Below are 21,347 nucleotides of genomic sequence, written 5' to 3'. Positions count from 1 at the left end.
ATTTATGTTTTCCTCGCTACTCATATTTCATATATTTTCGGGGGCCGTAGCTCTTTTAGCTGGGTATTCAGTGATTGTAATTAAGAAAGGAGGAACCGCTCACAAATACCTAGGCAGGAGCTATGTGATCGCAATGCTTGCACTTGGTTTGACCGGTACATTCATCGCAGTTTCGAGAGAAGTACCTCTATCAATTCTGAATGGATTGGTACTTTGTTACTTCGTGTTGTCCGCCCTAAATCTCATGTGGCAACCTCCAGGAAACACCAATGTTTGGGATAAAATACTATTCGCTTTTGTTCTTCTGATAACGTCGGGGTTTGCTTGGTTTGCCTATCAGGCAAGTGAGGTAGAAGGAGGGCAGTTGGGCGGATTTGGTATTCAAGCTTATCTGGTTTTCGGCAGCGTCATGCTCTTTTGTTGTATTGGTGATGCTGGCTATTTGAAGCGTGGTGGACTAAATGGAAAGAGTCGATTAGTCAGACATTTTTGGCGTATGTTTTTCCCTTTATTAATGTCCACTGCCGCTTTTTTCCTAGGCCAGGCACGACATCTTCCTGAGGTATTACAGAACATTGGATATTTACTGGCACCCGTGGTTTTTGTGCTCGGTACAATGATTTATTGGATTATTAAATTAAGGACAAATGCGTTGGCACATGAGTCTGTTAGTCATCATCATGCAGAGCAGTAAAGCGGAAAATGGAATTTTAGATGTGCAAAGAATTTGCAAAGTCTCTTTTCGCATTTATAACCTGTTGATTTAATTAAACTAACAAAGACACAAGTTTTTCAAAATCCGCCGGTAGCAATACTGTGCCGGTTCAGGTATCAAATACATCCAGCTATTTCACCCTTCGGACCATGCTATGCATGTTGACGATTGTTCCAGACAATCGTGCTCCGGCCTCTGGTGCCATCTCTTTACAAGAGCATATTAGACCGACGCTATGTCGTTTTATTTGTGCCTGGAAATTAAAAAAGCGCGGGTTTTGTTCGTATCGTCCTTGATACTCACTTGCTTCGCAAGCCAGCTAAAGCGGTCCTATTTTGTCCCAGACAAAATAGTGTTGTATCTGGGCCTTGGTAATTTTTAAGGTGCCGGACTAAAGAACCGAACCTTGGTATTACGCCCCAACCCAATATTACTGCTTACCAACTGCTTGATTGTTGGGTAGATAGTTGCTCAAATAAGCTCAGGCCTTTTAGTTGTCACTCAAAATTGAAGCCAGTAAATACCGCAATTAATCAGCAGCTATCTCAGCTATACAAAGAGCAATCTGGTAAAGTACTTGCCACGTTAGTGCGCTTGCTCGGTGATTTTGAGCTAGCCGAAGAAGCCATGCACGAAGCGTTTTCAGTCGCCCTCGATTCTTGGGGTAATAAGGGAATACCGGCCAACCCTACCCCCTGGTTAATCTCAACTGCTCGTTTTAAAGCCATAGATACCTTCAGACGCAACAAACGTTTTAGTGAACTAGAAGCTGACGTGCAACGATTAATCAACGAGCTTGAAGAATACAATCACGAAGTCAGCACACAAGAGATTGAAGACGATCAATTGCGTATGATCTTTACATGTTGTCATCCGGCTATAGATCCGAAAATTCAAATCCCTTTGACCTTACGTGAAGTGTGCGGCTTATCTACAGAAGAAATTGCCAGCGCATACCTGGTATCGCCTTCTACAATGGCACAACGTATTGTCAGAGGGAAAAATAAAATTCAGAAAGCGAAAATACCTTTTGTTATTCCGGAGATTACTGAATTGCCAGAGCGACTCGAAGGGGTTTTATTGGTGATCTATTTAGTCTTTAACGAAGGCTATGCAGCGTCAAATGGCGACTCGCTGTTACGTGTCGACCTGTCTAATGAAGCTATTCGCCTTGCCCGCTTAGTTTTATCGTTATTGCCCGACTCAGAAGTTATGGGGCTGTTAGCCTTAATGTTGCTGCATGAATCCAGACGGTATGCCCGTACCGATGCCGACGGTAATATTATCTTGTTAGAAGACCAGGATCGAAGCCTATGGCTGCAAACCTATATTGATGAAGGCATGGCCCTAGTCCAGCAAGCATTTACCAACGGTCAGGTTGGCAGCTACACACTACAAGCCGCTATTGCCGCGGAATACGCTAAATCAACGGGTATCACAGACTGGAACCAGGTCATTAGGCTGTATTCCCTTTTACTCCAAGTAGAACCATCTCCCGTCGTTGAGCTTAATCGAGCTGTGGCGATTGCTATGCGTGATGGTGAAGAAGCCGGGCTCAAAATAATAGATAGCATACTAGCCAGTGGAGCATTGCAAGACTATCACAAACTCCATTCGACTCGTGGCGAATTACTTGTCCGCTCAGGTCAAATCTCTTCTGCCATTGCAGCCTTTGAGCAAGCATTAGTGCTAGTCAAACAAGCCCCGGAAAAACGTTTTTTAGTACAAAAATTAGCGCAACTAAAAAGCCAGTAATTCACGTTTATAATTTTTTTAAAAATATTTTCATTTCTTGTCGATTAGCTTTTGGTTCATTCGATTAATCAATACAAACACAATCATTAACTACAACAGGAAAAATTTATGAAAGTCATGGTAATAGTCAAAGCAACGGATAGCTCAGAAGCAGGGGTTCCGCCTACTCAAGAACTCATGAATGCCATGGGTGAGTTCAACGAAACGCTGGTAAAAGCGGGGATCATGGAATCCGGTGACGGTTTAAAACCCAGTAATCAAGGCTTTAGAGTGCGCTTTAGTGGTAACAAACGTGAAGTAGTCCAGGGGCCTTTTATTGAAACTAATGAACTGATAGCTGGTTATTGGATATGGAATGTCGATTCCATCGAACAAGCCATCGAGTGGGTGAAAAAGTGCCCTAACCCCATGTTAGAAGATTCGGATATAGAAATTCGTCCTTTCTATTCCATGGAAGATTATGCCGACTGGGATACTACTGGCGAAATTGCCGAAAAAGAACAATGCCTGCGCGACACTGTCACGATGCAAAACAGTATGCAACAAGCCACTATGAACAGTTATCTGTTTTTTTCTGGTCGCTGCGAAGAAGCGCTCAACTATTACCAGGAGCACTTAGGTGCCAGTATTAGTATGTTAATGCGCTTTAGTGACAGCCCCGAACCGCTGCCAGAAGATGCATTAACGCCAGGCTTTGAAGATAAAGTCATGCACTGCGAATTTAATATCGCTAACATCAAATTATTCGCCTCGGACGGCTGTGGTGATGGCACCGAGATAAGTGGTTTTAGTCTGGCGTTAACCCTAAATGATCCAGACGAAGCTCATAGAGTCTTTAATGCGCTGGCAAAAAATGGCCAAATCAATATGCCTTTAACAGAAACCTTTTGGTCACCACTTTATGGCCAAGTTACTGACCAATTTGGCGTCGCCTGGATGGTAATGTTACCGGGTGAAGCGCCCGATACCGCAGATAATTAAGGAGTACAAAATGCAATATATGTTATTGATTTACAGTGACGAAAATTGTTGGACGGAAGAAGAAATGCAATCCTGCTTCCAAAAATCTATGAGGATAAGTGAAGAACTCGCTGCGCAAGGAAAATTAGTCTCTGCCGCCCCTTTGGACTCAATTACCACAGCCACCAGCTTACGAGTTCGTGATGGTAAGCGACAAATCACGGACGGCCCCTTTGCTGAAACCACAGAGCAACTCGGTGGCTATTATATTGTGGATGTAGAAAATTTAGATGAAGCATTAGAAATAGCAGCCCGTTTACCCCCAGCGGAAAAAGGCACAGTAGAGGTGAGGCCATTGTTTCCACTTCCTGAGAAGGTTGAAGGTTAGTGCATGATTGAATGTGGCGAATATCAATACCCCTAAAGTAGGATAATTATGACAGAACTAGTAACTTGTGTATGGTTTGATCATGGTGAAGCCAGTAAAGCCGCGGCGTTTTACGCCGCTACGTTTCCCGATAGCCATGTTGAGCGAATAAATACCGCGCCTTGTGATATTCCAGGTGGTGGACAAACAGGTAGTGAGCTAACCGTTGAGTTCACTATATTGGGACGTAAGTTCATTGGCTTAAATGGTGGGGAATACTTCAAACCTAATGAAGCGGTAAGCTTTATGCTGGTGACCAATGACCAGCAGGAGACAGATCATTATTGGCATAGGATTATTGACAATGGTGGCAGCGAAAGCGCATGTGGTTGGTGCAAAGACCGCTGGGGATTTTCGTGGCAAATCATTCCGAAAAGACTACTCGATTTAACAACCAGTAAAGATCTGGTGAAAGCCAAACAAGCTTTCGAAGCTATGATGAACATGAAAAAGATCGATATAGCAGCATTAAATTCTGCGCTTAAGTAAGACGAAATTGTAAATAATATGACAAAGATTGTTTCAACACCCAATTGTGGTAACTCACCTAAAATGGCTCTTTTAACGCAATTCAATATTGCCTTTGCAAAGGCTGATATCGAGTTTTTAACAGAACATGTAACAGATGATATCGAATGGAATATCATGGGTGACAGACACCTGGTAGGAAAAAGCCAATTTATTGAACAACTTGAAAAGTTAAAGTGTGAAAACGTAGCTGAATTAACCCTCTGCCAGGTTTTGTCACATGGTAAAGAAGGGGCTGCAAATGGTATTTTAAAAATGCCAGATGGCCAGCAATACTCATTCGCCGACTTTTATCGTTTTCATGGAGCAAAAAACGTGAAGATAAAGGCGATTACCTCTTACTGTATCAAAACTTAAAGGAAGTATTGACCAGAATAAAGCTTTGGTCAGATCCTGAAACCGGACGTTATCAAAGCGTTACTGTAAGACCTGCACTCAGGGAGTCAGTTTCCCACACAAGCTGGCAGGCCATCATGAATCAACTAACAACGGATGCCGGCCAGTTTGCCGCATATTTAGTGGAGGAAGATAACGTAAACTGCACCCAAACAGCATATTCTTCCCGAAGTGAAGACAAGCCGTTTCTTGCCGGTTTCATCGGACAATGGCATGTTTTAGAATACACCAAAAAACTTTTCGTCGATTATGAGCGAAAAAATAATGCGTAAGGGTTACCTCCCATGAATGGTAAATTCAATTTTCAGCCTCATTTGAAGGGAGATACCTTCTCCATTCGCCCGTTGCGAGTAAACGACTTTGACGAACTTTATCAATGCGCATCGGATAAAAAGATCTGGGAAGGACACCCAAGCAAAGATCGCCACGAAAAATCGGTATTTCAACGCTGGTTCGACAAAGCCATCGCTTCCAATGCCACAATAGTTATCACCGACAATACGAATGACGATGAAATAATCGGCACATCCAGGTACTATTTCTATGAAGATGATGACGACATCTCCATCGGATTTACCTTTATTGTTCGAAAGCATTGGGGCGGCAATACCAACTTCAAAGTCAAACAGTTGATGATGTCTTATGCCTATCAATTCTTTGATGTTGTATGGTTTCATATTGCACCACTCAACATCCGCTCACAAAAGGCCACCGAAAAACTCGGCGCTACCTATAGCCATGAAGTGATATCCAATATTACCGGCAAACCAGAGCCATGGTATTGCTATCGTTTCGACAAAAAGCAGTTCAACAAATTGATAGGACCGACCCAATACAAGTCTATGTAACTTGATTAATTTACAATACACCCCACATTGGGTATCTTGCACCCATTGAGCTGAATCTATTGTTTAACCCAGAGCAGACTTGCTTTTGAGAAGCGCTAATTCCTTAAACAGGTTAACTTCGCACGCGCCACAATTTTTGGTGTGGGTATTGTTGTGCATGGTGTTTAGCGCCAGTTTTCAGACCGGTCAGGTGGCTAATCAGGCCGAGGTTACCGAAGATTCACCCTATGCTCAATTCAGTTACTCTGGCAATCAGTACACATTACGCTTAAATAGCACCAGGCTTGATAGCAATGACGGTGACGACGACTCCAAGGTCGCATTGCCCAACAATTCCCCGGTAATTTCTGAAAGGTTTAGTGTCCATGACGCACTTTTGCAGGTCACGGCCCTCAATGTTGCCCCACTCTATCGCCACAACCCAAGAGGCCCTCCCCTCATCCTGACCTAAACAGATTCAAACGGTGATTCGGCGAATTAAAGCGCCCTTTGCCTTGTATTTTATTTATTTCAGGAATTTAAAAATGACACGATTTTCAGTTCGTGGCTTAGTGTATTTGCTGATCGTATTGCTGGGATTACTCAGTGCAGCACCGAACCTATTGCCACACAACATAAAACAGCAATTACCCGAATGGTATAGCACCAATACGCTTTCCCTTGGTCTGGATTTACAAGGTGGCTCGCACCTGTTACTTGTGGCGGATACCGAGGCTCTTTTTGAAAAGCAGCTGAGCAGCTTTAGCGAAGATTTAATGGGCGAACTACGTCAGCAAAATATCCGATATACCCGTAAACCGGCTTCTGGCAAAGGCGAAATGAGTTTTGTACTACGCCATAAGGAAGATGCGCGCAAAGTAAGAGAAATAGCCTTTTCGGTTTCTGCGCAACCCTCGGGAAGCAGCGCTTTGCAAATTGATATAGAGCAGGCGAAAGTTACTGTTCAGCTCAGTGAACTGTACACCAGCAAGCTGTTAAAAGATGCACTGGGCCGCAGTGTCGAAGTGGTGCGAAAGCGCCTCAACGAAACAGGACTCAATGAACCCAATGTCACCCTGCAGGGCAGTGATGCTATTTTAGTCCAAATGCCCGGGGTATCAGACCCAACCCAGGTCAAAGAACTGCTGGGTACTACTGCACAAATGAGTTTTCATTGGGTCGTTAACAATCAATCCGGGCAGACGATGGTAAAGCCTGATGACAGTGGTCACCTCTATCAGCTGGAACAAAAAATCGCCCTGGAAGGCGAACACATCGTTGATGCCGCCGGGACCTTGAGCAGCGAAACCGGGCAACCGGTTGTTACTTTCCGCCTGGATAGTGCGGGGGCAAAGCAATTCGCTATGATGACGCGCGACAACATTGGCCGGGCACTGGCCATTGTATTGGATGATAAAGTGGTCACCGCCCCGGTGATCAATAGTCCAATCCCCGGAGGCAGAGGCGAAATTACCGGAAACTTCACGTTACCGGAAGCATCTAACGTTGCGCTGATGCTGCGAACCGGAGCATTACCTGTACCACTTACCGTCATTGAGGAGCGCACTGTAGGTCCCGATCTCGGTAGTGATGCCATTCAGGCCGGTATTGAAACCGGTGTGGCAGGCGCGCTGCTGGTGCTGGTTTTTATGGTGGCGATATACGGCCGTTGGGGCGCGATTGCCAGTTTTGCCTTGTGTATTAATATCGCATTGGTGTTTGGGGCCCTCACCTTATTCGGTGCCACATTAACCCTGCCGGGTATTGCGGGATTAATTCTGACTATGGGTATGGCAGTAGATGCTAACATTCTGATCAATGAACGGATCAGGGAAGAAAGCCGAAACGGACGGCCTGCCACAAGCGCCATTGAAGTAGGATTCAACAAAGCGTTTGCAACCATTGTAGATTCTAACTTTACTACCCTGATTGCTGTAAGTTTGCTATTTATGTTTGGCAGCGGACCGGTAAAGGGCTTTGCCATCACCATTGCATTAGGCTTGATTACCTCGGTATTTACGGCAGTTGCGCTTACAAAAATGATGATGTTGCGTGCAGTGCAATTCAGAAGAGTTGACCAGCGGGACCGTTCATCCCTGACCTTTTCGTCACCGTTGTTAAGGCTAAGTGACAAACTGCGCGGTATTAACTTTTTGGCGGAGCGCAAAATGGCGCTGCTGGTGTCGCTGCTGTTAACTTTGCTGTCAGTGGGTTTGTTTGCCAGACCGGGGTTGCATTACGGCGTTGATTTTACTGGTGGCACTATGATCGAACTGACGTCACCACAATTATCAACGGAAGCTTTGCGAGACGTGATTCGCAGTAATGGCTTTGAACAGGTGGCCATTCAGGAATATGGCAGCGCGCACCATTACCTGCTCAGGGCTCCGGTTATAAGCTCCACCGATGCCGACAATCCTGCAAGCCACAACAGCAATCACATCGAGCAGTTAAAAAGTGCCATCGCCCAGGCTGACAGCCAGGTGCGCTTTGATAAGGTGGATATGGTGGGCCCAAAAGTCAGCGGTAATTTTGCTGAGCTTTCCATTCTGGCATTGCTGATCGCCGGTGCAGGTATGCTAGTATACCTCTGGGCCCGATTCGAAGCGCACTTTGCCACAGCGGCACTTTTGACTGTGATGTTAGATTTAACGAAAACCATTGGTTTTTTCGCCCTGACAGGGATTGAATTTAACCTGACGGCAGTTGCCGCGTTATTGGCGCTGATCGGTTACTCGATAAATGACAAAGTTGTGGTACTTGACCGTATCCGGGAGCTTCTGAGAATAGATGCAACCAAACCGTTAAACAATATCATCAACAATGCCATTAACAGCACATTGAGCAGAACCCTATTTACCTCAATGACCACACTATTAGTGTTGCTTCCCATGGCCTTTTTTGGTGGTGATGCCGTCGAGAGTTTTGCCGTGCCTATGGCATTTGCGGTAGTGATTGGAACGTCCTCAACATTATTCATCACCTCAGGATTACTTTACTGGCTGGGAACAAGACGAGAACAACAAGGTAAAGCGCAGTTGAAGCCCACAGCCGAAGAAATCAAGGCTTCGTTGGCACACATGCCTTAATCTGAAAAAGGACCCCAAAATGTTCGCAGTTGATCACATTATTTTACTCAGTGCCGTACTCGCTATTATTGGTGTGTTGGCAAGTAAATTATCACCGCGCTTTGGGGTCCCGGTTTTAGTATTATTTCTCGGCGTCGGCATGCTGGCAGGCGAAGATGGGATCGGTCGTATTCTTTTTGACAATGCCGATGCAGCTCACGCCATTGGTACGTTAGCCCTTATTCTGATCCTGTTTGATGGTGGCTTACAGACCTCAAAAAAATCGATTGAACAGGCCTGGAAACCAGCCGCATTGCTGGCGACGATAGGGGTGATTGGCACTGCGGCCCTCACCGGGTTGGCAGCCACCTATATCCTGGATTTACCGCTATACAAAGGCTTGCTGCTCGGTGCCATTGTGGGCTCTACTGACGCAGCCGCGGTTTTTTCGGTATTGCGCAATGCCGGGATCAGCATCCCCTCTAAACTCAAATCCACTTTGGAGCTGGAAAGCGCTTCAAACGATCCGATGGCAATATTTCTCACGATTGGGCTGATTACGCTTATTCAGGACACCACAACCCAGCCAGAAGATCTGTTGCTGTTGTTCAGCAGTCAGATGGGTGTGGGAGCGTTGGTGGGGCTTGCTGTAGGAGGTATTGCCGTGTGGTTATGTCGACGAGTTACCCTGATGGCCACCGGTTTGTATCCGGTATTTGTTATGCTGTTTGGGTTACTGGCCTTTGGTGTCGCGGCCAACCTGAATGGCAGCGGCTTTTTAGCGACCTTTATTACCGGTGTCATTGTAGGTAACAGTCGCTTTGCCTATCAACGCAACACTTTTGTCTTTCTGGACGGCCTGGCCTGGTTAGGGCAAATCGCCATGTTCGTTATTCTCGGTTTACTGGTCACACCCACAGAACTATTTATTCACTGGAAAGAAGGGCTACTGATCGCCTGTGTCCTGATTTTTATTGCACGACCACTGGTGGTGATGCCGATACTGTTACTTACCCGTTTCTCGTTCAAGGCGTCCCTGCTAATTTCCTGGGTAGGATTGCGCGGCTCAGTACCTATCATTCTGGCCATTTTCCCGCTAATTTTCGGAATGCCTTACGCCGAACTGATCTTCAATGTGGTATTTTTTATCGTTCTGATATCCACCCTACTGCAAGGTTCTACCTTGCCTTTTGCCGCACGAAAATTAGGCCTGGTGCTGGAAAATGAAACCCGTTCTTCGAATACCTTAGAAATTGTTAATATTGCAAAAAGTCAAAGAGAGCTCATTGAAATTGAGCTGTCAGCACGTTCTATAGCGGTTAACAAAACCATCCGTGAACTGGACCTACCGGACTACGCCGTAGTGGCCATCATTGCCCGCAAAAAAACCACCTTAATTCCCAAAGGCAGTACCAAACTGAAAAAGGGCGACCACCTGTTTATCATCAGCAAACTGTCTGACACCGAAGCGGTGGAGCGTTGTTTTTACCCTGAGGAAGATTAGTGTTTCTGGGCTTGCAATCTTTCCGGTGAAAAGACACTCATAATGGCGCTGGTTTGATTGCCACTGGCTTGCAAAGCACCAGCAATCACATAAATATCACCAGCGACACTCAGTGCACCAAGGCCGTGCCGGGGTTTCGGCATAGTACCAGCGGCGTGCCATTTATCGGTTGCAATGTTGTATTGCCAAACCTCGGCATAAACACCGCCACCATTGTCAAAATACTCGCCACCAAACACATAGATATGTTGTTGGTGTGCGGCACAGGCTAACCCACCTTGAGCTTGCGGTAATGGCGCCAGTGTTTGCCACTTTTTAGTAGCAAAATTATACACTTCGTGACTACTCAGATTTCCACCTGCCACAGTTCGGCCAGCAATCGTATGCCAGTTGCCGTTCGCCTGAACACTACAGGCACTGTTTCGGGCGGTGGGTACTGCTGCGCCTTGATACCATGTCAGGGTTTGCAGGTCAAAGATATAGTGAGTATTCACGTCGGTTTGCTCAATCCACTGACTGTTCTTTTCGGCATTAATAGGGGTTCGTCCTGTGGCAAGATGCACCTTACCCTCATGCACCGCACTTAAGGTTTCGGCTAAAGGTGCTGGTAACTGAGCAACTTTCTGCCAGTGTCCGTGTTGCAAAATCGGCTTTTCGGGCATGTCCGGATTGGCCTGTAATTCATAAACATCAACACTGTTGTGCCATACTCCCTGAGCATCAATAGTAAATCCCCCCATTGCCAACAGGCGATTATCTACCGCCACCAGCATGGGATGATGACGCGGCTCAGGCAGTCTGGGCGCTTCTATCCAGATCAGCTCTTTAAGGCTATAGGCCACCACGCGATCGGATACCCCAATCCGGTTTTCATCCACATCAGGCGACAGACCGCCCGCGACAACGATATGGTCGTTATAAACCGTCGGATAAATCTCCTGTACGCGATAGGGCAAATCTGGCGCCGATTGCCAGGCATGGGCAGATTTATCTTCTGCGTGAACAACGGCTATTGCGAATGTCAGAATCAGCCCCGGGATAAACTGACGATACAAAGCCAACGGACGAAGAATCGTCGGTAGATGACTTCCAAAAAGTGATTTAAGCATTGAATTAGATGGCTCTGTTAAGGCTGAGTTTGAAAAAATTAGCAGCTTAATCAGTCACCTGCAACAGCTATTCCACCATGAAGCAGCCTAATCATTACCATTGCAATAACCACTCTGTTACCCATTCCTGACGGACAGCTACTGTTGCGCGGGTGCTTATACAGCAGCAATACAGTAGAATACACGCAAGAGTGATTTAAAGAGAAGTCGACGTGGCGTTACAGTGGTTTCCGGGGCATATGCACAAAGCCCTGAAAGAAATAAAAGAGTCGTTAAGTCAGGTAGATATCCTGATTGAAGTGTTGGATGCGCGCATTCCCTACTCCAGTGAAAACCCTGAAATTGCTAAAATTCGGGGCGAAAAGCCCTGTATTAAAATTCTCAACAAGTTTGATCTCGCAGATCCAGACATAACCCGCCGATGGCAGGAAGATTTAGAACGCCAGCGCGGGGTCATGACTATTACTACGTCCAATGACAAACCTGCAGGCAGCAAGCAAATACTGGGGTTGATTCGCAAGCAATTTCCGCAAAAAGACTCCTCAGTAAAACACATTAATGCCATGATCACCGGCATTCCCAATGTCGGCAAATCCACCCTGATCAATATTCTTGCGGATCGCATCATTGCCAGGACGGGTAACGAACCTGCGGTCACCAAAAGCCAACAGCGCATTAATCTTGGTGATGGCATCGTGCTGTATGACACTCCCGGTGTGCTTTGGCCAAAGCAGGAAAATCCCAACTCTATCTATCGCCTGGCGGCATCTGGTGCTGTCAAAAATACCGCGATGGAATTTGATGATGTTGGTTTTTTTGCCGCCGATTATCTGATTAAGGCCTACCCGGAATTGATGAAAGCACACTATAAACTTGAAGAGCTGCCAGATACCGAATTAGCGTTTCTGGAAGCAGCGGCCAGGCAGCGGGGGGCAATCATGACGGGTGGCCGGGTTAACCTGCATAAAATCTGTGAGGTATTGATAACTGAACTGCAAGCCGGAAAGCTGGGCAGGATCAGCCTTGAAACCCCCGAGATGCTGACCAGAGAAAAAGCCGAAATGGTCGCTGCCGCTGAGAAAAAGGCCGCAGACAAAGCAAGGCGTAAACAACGATTCAAAGAAGGTTCATTGACACCCGATAAACGCGATCGCAAGGAAAAGCGCACCGAAAAGCGAGCAGCTCAAAGTCAACGTATGAAAAAAGGGCGTGGTTAAAAGATGTTGCCGGTTCCGGTTACCGGCTATTAGCCTTTAAAGCCCTTACCTACCAGATAAACTTCCCGGGAACGGGGGCGAGAGGCTGCGGGTTTACGCACGATGACCTTGTCAAAGGAGCTACGCACATCTTTTGCGTATTCTTCGTAGCCCACTCCCTGAAACACTTTTGCACAAAAACTGCCTCCGGGTTTTAACACGTTGCGTGCCATATCCAGAGCCAGTTCCACCAGGTACATCGCAGCATATTGATCGGTGTTTTTAACACCGCTTAAGTTGGGTGCCATATCAGAGATTACCGTATCGGCCTGGGCGCCACCCAGTGCCTGTAAAATAGCGTCGTAAACGGATTCTTCGGTAAAATCCCCCTGAATAAAATCGACGCCAATAATCGAATCCATGTGCAGAATATCGGATGCGATCACGCGCCCGCGCTCACCCACCACAGGCGCTACTATCTGTGACCAACCACCAGGCGCGGAACCAAGATCCACCACCACACTGCCTGGTCGGTACAGATCGTCTTTTTCATTGATTTCAATCAACTTATAACTGGCGCGAGAGCGATAGCCATCCATTTGCGCTTTTTTCACATAGGGATCGTTAACATGTTCATCCAACCACTTTTTACTGGTTTTTGATCGCGCCATTAAGTTTGCCTGCTCCGGTATCGCAAAAAAGGCGAATATTGTAAACTCACCGGCCTGAATTGCAAAACGCTTCCCTCGACAGCAGGCCCATAAAAATGAAACTAGACGATGTTAAAAAACTGCATCAAAAAAAATACCGTGCGGAGTTTGGTCATTATTTGGTGGAGGGTGAGCATCTCATCATGGAACTGCAAAAAGCCTGCAAAGATGTCGCAGATGAACGGCGCATCACGTTATATGCCACTCAATCCAGACTTGATTGGGCACAAACTCTGTCGGCTGATTTTCAACTGGAAGTGGTCAGCGATAAACACATGGCCAAACTCAGCGATACCAAAACACCCCAGGGTGTCGTGGCCTGTGTACCTTTGCCCACGCCAGATAAAAAACCGAACGCAGTAACACCAAACGAGCGCTGTATTTATCTTTACGAAGTTCAGGACCCCGGCAATCTCGGCACCATTATCCGTAATCTGGTCTGGTTTGGTGGCTTTCGTTTATTGCTCAGCCCAAATAGCGTTGACCCTTTTAACTCAAAAGTAGTGCGTGCCAGCATGGGTGCTATCTTTCATCTGCCGCTGGAAACCGATGTCCCACTTGAAGCGCTGTCACAACGATTCCAAAAATTTGCCTTTCTGGATTTACAGGGAACGAAAATTAACCAGCCTGAATTTAGCCACTACGACTGCTATTTGTTTGGCAACGAAGCCCGAGGTGTGCCTCTGCAGGATCTGAATTCACTGAACGCCGACGCTTTTACCATTGCCGGCAGTGGTCGCATTGACTCACTAAACCTGGCCAATTCGGTAGGCATCTGCGCCTATCAGTTGTCAGTGTAAAAAGCTACATTTGCCGCGCGTGTTCTGTCGCATATCTTGCACCGACAATACGGTGCTATGCGGTTTTCCTGGAGTGTTTTACCGCGTCTTTTAATTGCTGTAGTTCCTGATTTGTCAGGTTGCGCCACTTACCCGGCGGCAATTTGCCCAGTTGCAGGTGCATAATACGAGTGCGCTTTAGTTTGGTTACTTCATAGCCCAAAAATTCGCACATGCGACGGATTTGTCGGTTCAGCCCTTGCGTCAGAATAATACTGAACTGGAATTTGCCTCGTGCACTGACTTTACAAGGTTTGGTCACGGTGCCCAGAATCGGTACTCCCTTTGCCATTTTCGTTAAGAAGCGCTCACTAATCGGCTGATTAACCGTCACGATATATTCTTTATCGTGGGCATTTTCTGCACGCAGGACTTTGTTAACGATGTCGCCATCACTCGTCAGCAAAATCAATCCTTCAGAGGGCTTATCCAGTCGGCCAATGGGAAAAATACGCTCTTTGTGGCCAATCGCATCGATGATGTTGCCTTTGACATGCCGCTCCGTAGTGCAGGTAATCCCTATCGGTTTATGATAGGCAATATAAATGCGATCAGACTTATCTTTGGCAACACTACCGACCGTTTTGCCATCCAATTTAACCGTATCACCTGACTGAACTTTGGTCCCCAGTTCAGGCAACTTACCGTTGATAGTGACACGCTTTTGTTCAATCAGTTTATCGGCCTCCCGACGCGAGCAAACGCCGGTATCGCTCAAGAATTTATTTAGTCGCTTAGGTGCTTCAGTCGTCATATTAACAAGTCTATGTCACGGCTTAGGTGCCTTAAAGGCGGGTGGTAATTTTGACAAAGTATATCGAAATTTCCTCATCCAGGCAGTGGTTTAAACACAAATGGCTAATGTCATTTATCGCGATTTCAATTCTTACTGACATTACTGACTGGCATTACTGGCCTGAAACTCATCATAAGTGCCATCGAAGTAGTTCAGTTTTTGATTTTTGATTTCTATTACCTGGGTTGCCAGTGAAGAGATAAACTCATGGTCGTGACTGACAAAAATAATGGTGCCATCAAAGCGCAACAAGGCGTCATTCAAGGCTTCGATTGATTCCATATCCAGGTGGTTAGTGGGTTCATCAAGCACCAGAACATTAATATCTTGCAGCATCAATTTACCGAAGAGCAGACGGTTTTTCTCGCCACCTGAGCACACCTTAACTTTCTTATTAAAATCATCGGCGCTAAATAACAAGCGTCCTAGCATGGCTTTCACCTGAATGTCGTCGTGCTTTTCGCCGCGCCATAAAGACATCCACTCATACAGGGTCCAGTCCCCATCAAAATCACGGCTGCTGTCCTGTGCAACATAGCCAATGGCAGCATTTTCGGCCCACTTAATTCGCCCTTCGTTAACGCTTAATTCACTGATCAGACATTTTAATAAGGTGGTTTTGCCGGCACCATTTTCACCGATTACCGCCAATCGAGAGCCTGCTTCAAGTAATAAGTTTCCGTCATTAAACAGCGGTAAATCCGGATAACCATGGCCAATGCCATCCAGTGTAATGGCTAGGCGATGCAGTTTTTTATGTTGCTTAAACTGAATATAAGGACGACGTCGACTGGAGGCTTTTATCTCCGCCAGTTCAATTTTTTCCAGGCGTTTGGCCCGTGAAGTGGCCTGCTTGGCTTTGGAAGCATTGGCGGAAAACCTGGCCACGAAGGCTTGTAAATCCTCAATTTCAGCAGATTTTTTGGCATTTTCGTGCTGAAGTTGTTCCTGAATTAAGGCGGCGGCAGCGACAAAGTCATCATAATTGCCAGGGAAGATGCGCAAATCCTGGTAGTCGATATCCGCCATATGGGTGCAAACCGAGTTAAGAAAATGGCGATCGTGCGAAATGATCAGCATGGTGGATTTACGCTTGTTCAACTCTTCTGCCAACCAATGGATGGTATAAATATCCAGGTTGTTGGTAGGCTCGTCTAACAACAACACATCGGGTTCAGCAAACAGGGCTTGCGCTAATAGCACCCTCACTTTACGTCCCGGAGCCACCTCTTTCATCAATCCAAAATGATAGCTTTCCTCAATGCCTGCTGCAGCCAAGATGTCACCGGCTCGCGCCTCGGCGGTATAACCATCCATCTCAGCAAATTGCACTTCCAGATCCGCAACCCGCATGCCCTCTTCTTCGGTCATATCCGATTTGGCATAAATGGCATCGCGCTCTTGCTTCACTTGCCAAAGCGCGGTATCGCCCATGATCACAGTATCTACCACCGACATCTCTTCGTACGCAAACTGGTCCTGATTCAGTACCCCAAGCTTGGTGCCCGGTGCTAAAGAAACATTTCCGGCTGTAGGAGCTTGCTTGCCGCTAAGAATACGCATAAACGTAGACTTTCCACAGCCATTGGCCCCAATCAGGCCATAGCGATTGCCATTGGAAAATTTAGCGGAGATGTTTTCAAACAGCGGTTTAGAGCCAAACTGCATGGTGATATTGGCGGCACTTATCAAAGGGGGATACTCAAAAATTAAGGTTGTCAGAATAGCCGTTAGGCTGGCTGGCGCGCAGTATAGCAGACAACCACTTAATGTGGGTCAGTTCCCGCCAACTTTTTAAGACTGGATTATCCATCTGCGCAATGGCTCTGTGATTGCGTTGCCAATCAAATTAGAGCCGCAATAACAGATATCATATTGACCTTATTGTCGGGGCGTCCGACTGCACATAAAGGTAGTGAGGTTCAGTACTTCGAATAAACTCTGAGCAAAACCAAAAGCAAAAGCAAAAGCAAAAGCAAAAGCAAAAGCAAAAGCAAAAGCAAAAGCAAAAGCAAAAGCAAAAGCAAAAGCAAGGTAGTCTTGCTGTGTTATAAAACAACGACACTAAGTTTCCTGACATCATGGTCGCAAAATGAGCATTCATGCGCTCACCCGGTATAACGGCGCCCTTAAACGGCGTATACTATCAATCAAGGGAATGCTAATTCAAAAGTTACAAATTGATACACGAAAACAGTTTTGACACCTTTGTAGTTTCCTTACCATTAGCCCCAATTTTTTAACCACTCAGAATAAGAATCTAATCGTGCTAAAAACAATACTCGCTTTTATTTCAGTCGCCCTGCTAAGTTGTCAGGCTGCGGCAACCGTCGTGGAAATTCGCACCAATATGGGCACCATCAGCGTGAACCTGTTCGATGAGGACACACCTGAAACTGTTGAAAACTTCCTTGAATATGTCAATTCCGGTGCCTATGCCAACAATGTGGTTCACCGTCTTGAAACTGACTTCGTTATTCAGGCTGGAGGCTTTCAGTACAACAACGAATTACCGCTGGATAATGTCGCAACCGGCGTACCGGTAGTGAATGAGCCTGAGCTGTCGAATGTGCGTGGCACTATAGCTATGGCAAAACTGGCTGGAGATCCAAATAGCGCCACCTCACAGTGGTATATCAATCTCGCCGACAACAGCCAAAATCTGGATGTACAAAATGGCGGTTTTACCGTTTTTGGCCAGGTTATTGGCGACGGCATGAATATTGTTGATCAAATCAGCGAGTTGCCCCGTTTTAATCTGGGCGGTGCGGCTACATCGATCCCGCTGAATAATTACAGTGAAGATGACGCAGCCAATGGCGTAGACCCGGATGAAGAGAATTTTGTCCTGATCACTGATATCGTGGTCACAGACTCGGCTACTGTCACTAACCCGGACCTGAATCCCACGCCAAATACCCTGATCAACAGCGGTAATGGTGGCGGTTCAGACAACCCTTCCGACGGTGGTTCTTCAGGCGGTGCTCTTAACCCCCTGCTATTGATAATGCTGTCGCTGCCAGCACTATTATTACGTCGCAGACAAAAATCCTGACCTTGACAGAAGGTACCAGTTGATCACAACGAAAAGGCGAAGCGAACAAACTTCGCCTATTTTTCGTTAAATAATTTTGCATTCAAAAAATCGTAATTGCTTTTCTTTTGCGCATCTTCAGAATCAATGTAAGAAGCGATTTGAACCAACCTCCTAATCGCTGCATAACAACTTAAATTATATTTTACTTTTTCCAAGTTATTGACTTCAGTAAACCAATCTCGGATGTCACTCAATGCTGCAAGTTTTTTCGTTGAGAATCTTTCCACTGAAACTGACTTCGATACCTCGTCACGATCTCCTTCTATCTCATCATAGGTTTTATTCAGCTTCGTTACTCCAACAAATTCAGGCTTTCCACAGCGGTTCACCCAGCGAAAGAAACCTGTCACCCAGGTAGTGGCAGCGACTGACTTGATCTCTTTTATTTGTGAAGCTGATAGCTGAACATGAGGTTTTCTTTTAATAGCACCGGTTTCCTCGCATAACTCTCTTGCCATAGAGAATTTAATAACCTCTATAAACTCACGTATTGAACCACTATCGACCTTATCATTGTAATCCATGGATCCAGATCCGGAAGCCACGTATGTATTGGCACCAATAATATTGTTCTTGTTCTGTTTAAAAATAACCACTCGATTATCTTTGGTTATCGCAATTGTAGATATCCCTATATGCTGTGACACATCAGAACTTGGCAGTGCACCCAGCCGCCATGCCCCACTTTCAAACTCGGCTGGATAATATCTTGTTAAATCCAGCTCACTATCTGGTAATGGTTCATCATCTTTTGGTAATGTCTCAAATAATATGGAGCGGAAAGCCTCATTGGTAACGAGCCCATCAAAATAAGTAACTTTTTCAATATTTACTTCTCCTTTTCCATTAATCGCTTTGATGAACTGTGCAATTGAGCTTCCTAAACGAAGCTTTACTTCATTTATAGATTTCTTTTTGTCTTTGATTCTGGCTGATAAGAACTTAATCTGGCGTGTTTTCAACTCTGCCTTACCAGAAAGATAATATTTCTTAATTTCTATCTGTCCCATTGGAACAGCAATTGCTCTGAGCAATAGATTGTCCAGATCTTCAGAAACAAACGCGTGCTCTTGACAGTTTTTTATCTCAGGTAATTTATCAAACCCAGCATTTTGCTCTTCGCTACTTGGCAAAATATCAGATAAAGCAACCTCTGATGGCTGGCCTGCTCTTTTGATTTGGTCAACACTTTTGCTTTGCAACCAATAGCCTTCGGTTGGTGGATGTACATTGTGAGGGTCTCGAGAGCCAACAAAGTCATTAAAAGTAAAGTAAAGACCGCACACCGCTATAATTAAGAAAAAAACCAATTGTGCTGTATCAAAATTGATTCCAATATCCGTGGCTGCGAAGAAAGAATAAATGGAACCAAATGTGCCCAGAATCGCCAACGATACCGTTAAATTCTGTTTTTGTCTGAATTTGCGATATTCACCGCTACTTCGCTTGAGATACATATCAAAATCACTTTCTTCAATTTTTGCAGCTTTTACTTCCATTTGAGTTTCCCGATCTTTATCACTGACAACCACAAAGCACGGCGTCATCCGATATCCGCAATAATACAGTAAACCATCCGCTTTACCTGTTTTCAATTGTGCAGGAATGTTAATCTATCAGGTATTAAACCCTGCTATTGACAGTTTATGAGCAGCTTACCATCCAATAAAAGTCAGGCCCCGGTAAAGACACTAGACGATCTTGCCGAATTGGCAGATTACTCTTTTCTGGATAACCTGACACCGGACCCGGCAGCCGTGGCATCCGGCGAAGATTATCGTCCGAGACAGGTCTTTTCAGGCCACTATGTCACCGTGAAGCCCACGCCGATAAAAGCCCCCAGATATATCGCTCACAGTAAAAAACTGTTTGAAGAACTCGGCTTTACCGATGAACTGGCACACACAGACGGTTTTCGGCAACTGTTCTCTGGCGATATGTCGCAACTTCCTGAGACAATGCGCCGGGTTGGCTGGGCCACGGGTTATGCGCTGTCAATTTACGGCACTGAATACATTCAACAATGTCCTTTTCAAACCGGCAATGGCTATGGTGATGGTCGGGCAATTTCAGTGCTGGAAGGCGTTTTTAATGGCCAGCGTATGGAGATGCAGCTAAAAGGTGCCGGACGCACGCCCTATTGTCGCGGCGCAGATGGTCGCGCGGTTTTGCGCTCCAGTGTCAGAGAGTTTCTCGCCCAGGAACACATGCACGCGCTGGGCATTGCCACCTCACGTTCGTTGAGCCTTTTTGTTTCCTATGCTGAAACGGTAGAGCGCCCCTGGTATCTGGAAGGCTCTGATTCACAAGACCCGGAAATTCTGGTAGATAATCCGGTGGCCATTTCCACCCGCGTTGCACCATCCTTTTTGCGAGTCGGTCAACTGGAACTGTTTGGCCGAAGAGCCCGCAGCCAACAGCATCCTGACGCAATGCAGGAGCTGGAGCAAATCGTGCAACATTTAATCGCCCGGGAATATCAGGAAGAAATAGATACAAGCCAGCCGCTATCTGAACAAATTCTGCAACTGGCTGTGGCGTTTCGGGGACGATTAACCACTCTGGTAGCGAACTGGATTCGGGTGGGATACTGCCAGGGTAACTTTAACAGTGATAACTGTGCCGGTGGTGGCTTTACCCTGGATTATGGACCCTTTGGCTTCTGCGAGTTGTTTGATCCTGCGTATCAGCCCTGGACCGGAGGAGGCAGGCATTTTTCCTTTCTCAATCAGCCCGCAGCAGCAGAGAAGAACTTTGCCATGTTTTGCCGGGCTGTTATGCCGTTACTGGCGCAGACACCAGATAAATTACCGGCTTTGGACGAGATTCAAAGCGGTTTTTCTGACCTAATGGAAAGCAAAATGCAGGCTATGTGGGCCGCCAAGCTTGGACTGGAACACTATCACGCCGATCTCACCATGCAATTACTGCAACTAATGGCCCACTCATACGTGGATTACACCATGCTGTTCCGTGAACTGTCGGCACTACCCACTGACGCAACAGCACTCAGTAAGGCGTTTTACACGCCATTGTCAGAAAAGCTTCAAACACAATGGCAACAGTGGCTGGACAGCTGGCAGCTCAAAATAGCTGAAACAGGCGATTCACAAACAATTGCTGAGAACATGAAAAAAGTAAACCCCAAATACACCTGGCGTGAATGGTTGGTGGTACCCGCCTATCAGCAGGCTGAGCTGGGTAACTATGAACTGATTGAAGAATTACAAGCAATCTTGAATAACCCCTATGACGAGCAATCCCCTGAGGCCGAAGCCAGATATTATCAGCTAAGACCTGTAGCCCTGTTTAATGTTGGCGGTGTCTCTCACTACAGTTGTTCATCTTAACTCGCTGATGACTATTCCATGTAAGCGAAAAAACCCGGAGACGCCTGTCTGCGGGTTTACCAGGGACTAA

The 21,347-nt window shown here is 46.1% G+C and carries 20 protein-coding genes; 15 read left to right on the top strand and 5 right to left on the bottom strand.

Annotated elements, in window-relative coordinates; all coding sequences use genetic code 11:
* The first annotated feature begins 4 nt into the window (after positions 1 to 4).
* From LJ740_RS15530 to LJ740_RS15480, 11 genes are all read left to right on the top strand, one after another.
* Complete coding sequence (locus LJ740_RS15530) at positions 5 to 694, top strand: DUF2306 domain-containing protein (RefSeq protein ID WP_229530025.1); 690 nt, start codon at positions 5 to 7, stop codon at positions 692 to 694.
* 528 nt (positions 695 to 1,222) lie between these two features.
* Positions 1,223 to 2,470 (top strand): RNA polymerase sigma factor, encoded by a 1,248-nt coding sequence (locus LJ740_RS15525; protein WP_229530024.1) that lies wholly within the window; start codon positions 1,223 to 1,225, stop codon positions 2,468 to 2,470.
* Between the two features lie 108 nt (positions 2,471 to 2,578).
* Complete coding sequence (locus tag LJ740_RS15520; protein ID WP_229530023.1) at positions 2,579 to 3,451, top strand: YciI family protein; 873 nt, start codon at positions 2,579 to 2,581, stop codon at positions 3,449 to 3,451.
* A gap of 10 nt (positions 3,452 to 3,461) precedes the next feature.
* The gene (locus LJ740_RS15515) at positions 3,462 to 3,818 is read left to right on the top strand and encodes a YciI family protein (RefSeq protein ID WP_229530022.1); all 357 of its coding nucleotides are present in this window, start codon (positions 3,462 to 3,464) and stop codon (positions 3,816 to 3,818) included.
* 48 nt (positions 3,819 to 3,866) lie between these two features.
* Positions 3,867 to 4,346, top strand: coding sequence for a VOC family protein (locus LJ740_RS15510; RefSeq protein ID WP_229530021.1), 480 nt, complete (start codon positions 3,867 to 3,869; stop codon positions 4,344 to 4,346).
* Between the two features lie 18 nt (positions 4,347 to 4,364).
* On the top strand, positions 4,365 to 4,742 hold the full coding sequence (locus LJ740_RS15505; protein WP_229530020.1) for a nuclear transport factor 2 family protein: 378 nt from the start codon (positions 4,365 to 4,367) through the stop codon (positions 4,740 to 4,742).
* A gap of 116 nt (positions 4,743 to 4,858) precedes the next feature.
* A complete protein-coding gene (locus LJ740_RS15500) occupies positions 4,859 to 5,053 on the top strand; it encodes a hypothetical protein (RefSeq protein WP_229530019.1) in 195 nt (64 codons plus the stop codon).
* A 12-nt stretch (positions 5,054 to 5,065) separates the two neighbouring features.
* Positions 5,066 to 5,629, top strand: a complete 564-nt coding sequence (locus LJ740_RS15495; RefSeq protein WP_229530018.1) for a GNAT family N-acetyltransferase — start codon at positions 5,066 to 5,068, stop codon at positions 5,627 to 5,629.
* A gap of 85 nt (positions 5,630 to 5,714) precedes the next feature.
* Entirely contained in the window at positions 5,715 to 6,080 is a 366-nt protein-coding gene (locus LJ740_RS15490) for a hypothetical protein (protein ID WP_229530017.1), read from the top strand.
* Between the two features lie 73 nt (positions 6,081 to 6,153).
* The gene (gene secD, locus LJ740_RS15485) at positions 6,154 to 8,697 is read left to right on the top strand and encodes a protein translocase subunit SecD (RefSeq protein ID WP_229530016.1); all 2,544 of its coding nucleotides are present in this window, start codon (positions 6,154 to 6,156) and stop codon (positions 8,695 to 8,697) included.
* A gap of 19 nt (positions 8,698 to 8,716) precedes the next feature.
* Positions 8,717 to 10,180 (top strand): potassium/proton antiporter, encoded by a 1,464-nt coding sequence (locus LJ740_RS15480; protein WP_229530015.1) that lies wholly within the window; start codon positions 8,717 to 8,719, stop codon positions 10,178 to 10,180.
* Here the strand turns inward: LJ740_RS15480 and LJ740_RS15475 are convergent.
* Positions 10,177 to 11,289 (bottom strand): Kelch repeat-containing protein, encoded by a 1,113-nt coding sequence (locus LJ740_RS15475; RefSeq protein WP_229530014.1) that lies wholly within the window; start codon positions 11,287 to 11,289, stop codon positions 10,177 to 10,179. The two genes, LJ740_RS15480 and LJ740_RS15475, sit on opposite strands and share 4 nt — an antisense overlap.
* 212 nt (positions 11,290 to 11,501) lie before the next feature.
* On the opposite strand from LJ740_RS15475, the gene ylqF reads away from it, so the two are divergent.
* On the top strand, positions 11,502 to 12,506 hold the full coding sequence (gene ylqF, locus LJ740_RS15470; protein WP_229530013.1) for a ribosome biogenesis GTPase YlqF: 1,005 nt from the start codon (positions 11,502 to 11,504) through the stop codon (positions 12,504 to 12,506).
* 29 nt (positions 12,507 to 12,535) lie between these two features.
* Here ylqF and rlmE read toward each other — a convergent pair whose 3' ends face one another.
* Positions 12,536 to 13,156, bottom strand: coding sequence for a 23S rRNA (uridine(2552)-2'-O)-methyltransferase RlmE (gene rlmE, locus LJ740_RS15465; protein ID WP_229530012.1), 621 nt, complete (start codon positions 13,154 to 13,156; stop codon positions 12,536 to 12,538).
* A 95-nt stretch (positions 13,157 to 13,251) separates the two neighbouring features.
* Here rlmE and LJ740_RS15460 point away from each other — a divergent pair, with 95 nt between their 5' ends.
* Positions 13,252 to 13,995 carry a TrmH family RNA methyltransferase gene (locus LJ740_RS15460; protein ID WP_229530011.1) on the top strand — a complete coding sequence of 248 codons (744 nt, stop codon included), beginning with the start codon at positions 13,252 to 13,254 and terminating at the stop codon, positions 13,993 to 13,995.
* Between the two features lie 55 nt (positions 13,996 to 14,050).
* Here LJ740_RS15460 and rluF read toward each other — a convergent pair whose 3' ends face one another.
* Positions 14,051 to 14,788 (bottom strand): 23S rRNA pseudouridine(2604) synthase RluF, encoded by a 738-nt coding sequence (gene rluF, locus LJ740_RS15455; RefSeq protein WP_229530010.1) that lies wholly within the window; start codon positions 14,786 to 14,788, stop codon positions 14,051 to 14,053.
* A 141-nt stretch (positions 14,789 to 14,929) separates the two neighbouring features.
* Entirely contained in the window at positions 14,930 to 16,522 is a 1,593-nt protein-coding gene (locus LJ740_RS15450) for an ABC-F family ATPase (protein ID WP_229530009.1), read from the bottom strand.
* Positions 16,523 to 17,096: 574 nt separating this feature from the next.
* Between LJ740_RS15450 and LJ740_RS15445 the strand changes: the two genes are divergently transcribed.
* Positions 17,097 to 17,885, top strand: coding sequence for a peptidylprolyl isomerase (locus tag LJ740_RS15445; protein ID WP_229530008.1), 789 nt, complete (start codon positions 17,097 to 17,099; stop codon positions 17,883 to 17,885).
* Positions 17,886 to 17,941: 56 nt separating this feature from the next.
* On the opposite strand, the gene LJ740_RS15440 is transcribed toward LJ740_RS15445, so the two are convergent.
* A complete protein-coding gene (locus LJ740_RS15440) occupies positions 17,942 to 19,426 on the bottom strand; it encodes a hypothetical protein (protein ID WP_229530007.1) in 1,485 nt (494 codons plus the stop codon).
* 147 nt (positions 19,427 to 19,573) lie between these two features.
* Here LJ740_RS15440 and LJ740_RS15435 point away from each other — a divergent pair, with 147 nt between their 5' ends.
* Positions 19,574 to 21,277, top strand: a complete 1,704-nt coding sequence (locus LJ740_RS15435; protein WP_229530006.1) for a protein adenylyltransferase SelO — start codon at positions 19,574 to 19,576, stop codon at positions 21,275 to 21,277.
* Positions 21,278 to 21,347 lie beyond the last annotated feature (70 nt).

Source organism: Planctobacterium marinum (genome assembly GCF_020687805.1).
GTDB lineage: Bacteria > Pseudomonadota > Gammaproteobacteria > Enterobacterales > Alteromonadaceae > Planctobacterium > Planctobacterium marinum.
This window is presented reverse-complemented; position numbering and strand designations above follow the sequence as displayed.

Coding starts and splice junctions, on each gene's coding strand:
- LJ740_RS15530 (WP_229530025.1), top strand. CDS start 5: ATGTTTTCCTCGCTACTCATATTTCATATATTTTCGGGGGCCGTAGCT.
- LJ740_RS15520 (WP_229530023.1), top strand. CDS start 2,579: ATGAAAGTCATGGTAATAGTCAAAGCAACGGATAGCTCAGAAGCAGGG.
- LJ740_RS15515 (WP_229530022.1), top strand. CDS start 3,462: ATGCAATATATGTTATTGATTTACAGTGACGAAAATTGTTGGACGGAA.
- LJ740_RS15510 (WP_229530021.1), top strand. CDS start 3,867: ATGACAGAACTAGTAACTTGTGTATGGTTTGATCATGGTGAAGCCAGT.
- LJ740_RS15505 (WP_229530020.1), top strand. CDS start 4,365: ATGACAAAGATTGTTTCAACACCCAATTGTGGTAACTCACCTAAAATG.
- LJ740_RS15500 (WP_229530019.1), top strand. CDS start 4,859: ATGAATCAACTAACAACGGATGCCGGCCAGTTTGCCGCATATTTAGTG.
- LJ740_RS15495 (WP_229530018.1), top strand. CDS start 5,066: ATGAATGGTAAATTCAATTTTCAGCCTCATTTGAAGGGAGATACCTTC.
- secD (WP_229530016.1), top strand. CDS start 6,154: ATGACACGATTTTCAGTTCGTGGCTTAGTGTATTTGCTGATCGTATTG.
- LJ740_RS15480 (WP_229530015.1), top strand. CDS start 8,717: ATGTTCGCAGTTGATCACATTATTTTACTCAGTGCCGTACTCGCTATT.
- LJ740_RS15475 (WP_229530014.1), bottom strand. CDS start 11,289: ATGCTTAAATCACTTTTTGGAAGTCATCTACCGACGATTCTTCGTCCG.
- rlmE (WP_229530012.1), bottom strand. CDS start 13,156: ATGGCGCGATCAAAAACCAGTAAAAAGTGGTTGGATGAACATGTTAAC.
- LJ740_RS15460 (WP_229530011.1), top strand. CDS start 13,252: ATGAAACTAGACGATGTTAAAAAACTGCATCAAAAAAAATACCGTGCG.
- rluF (WP_229530010.1), bottom strand. CDS start 14,788: ATGACGACTGAAGCACCTAAGCGACTAAATAAATTCTTGAGCGATACC.
- LJ740_RS15440 (WP_229530007.1), bottom strand. CDS start 19,426: ATGGAAGTAAAAGCTGCAAAAATTGAAGAAAGTGATTTTGATATGTAT.
- LJ740_RS15435 (WP_229530006.1), top strand. CDS start 19,574: ATGAGCAGCTTACCATCCAATAAAAGTCAGGCCCCGGTAAAGACACTA.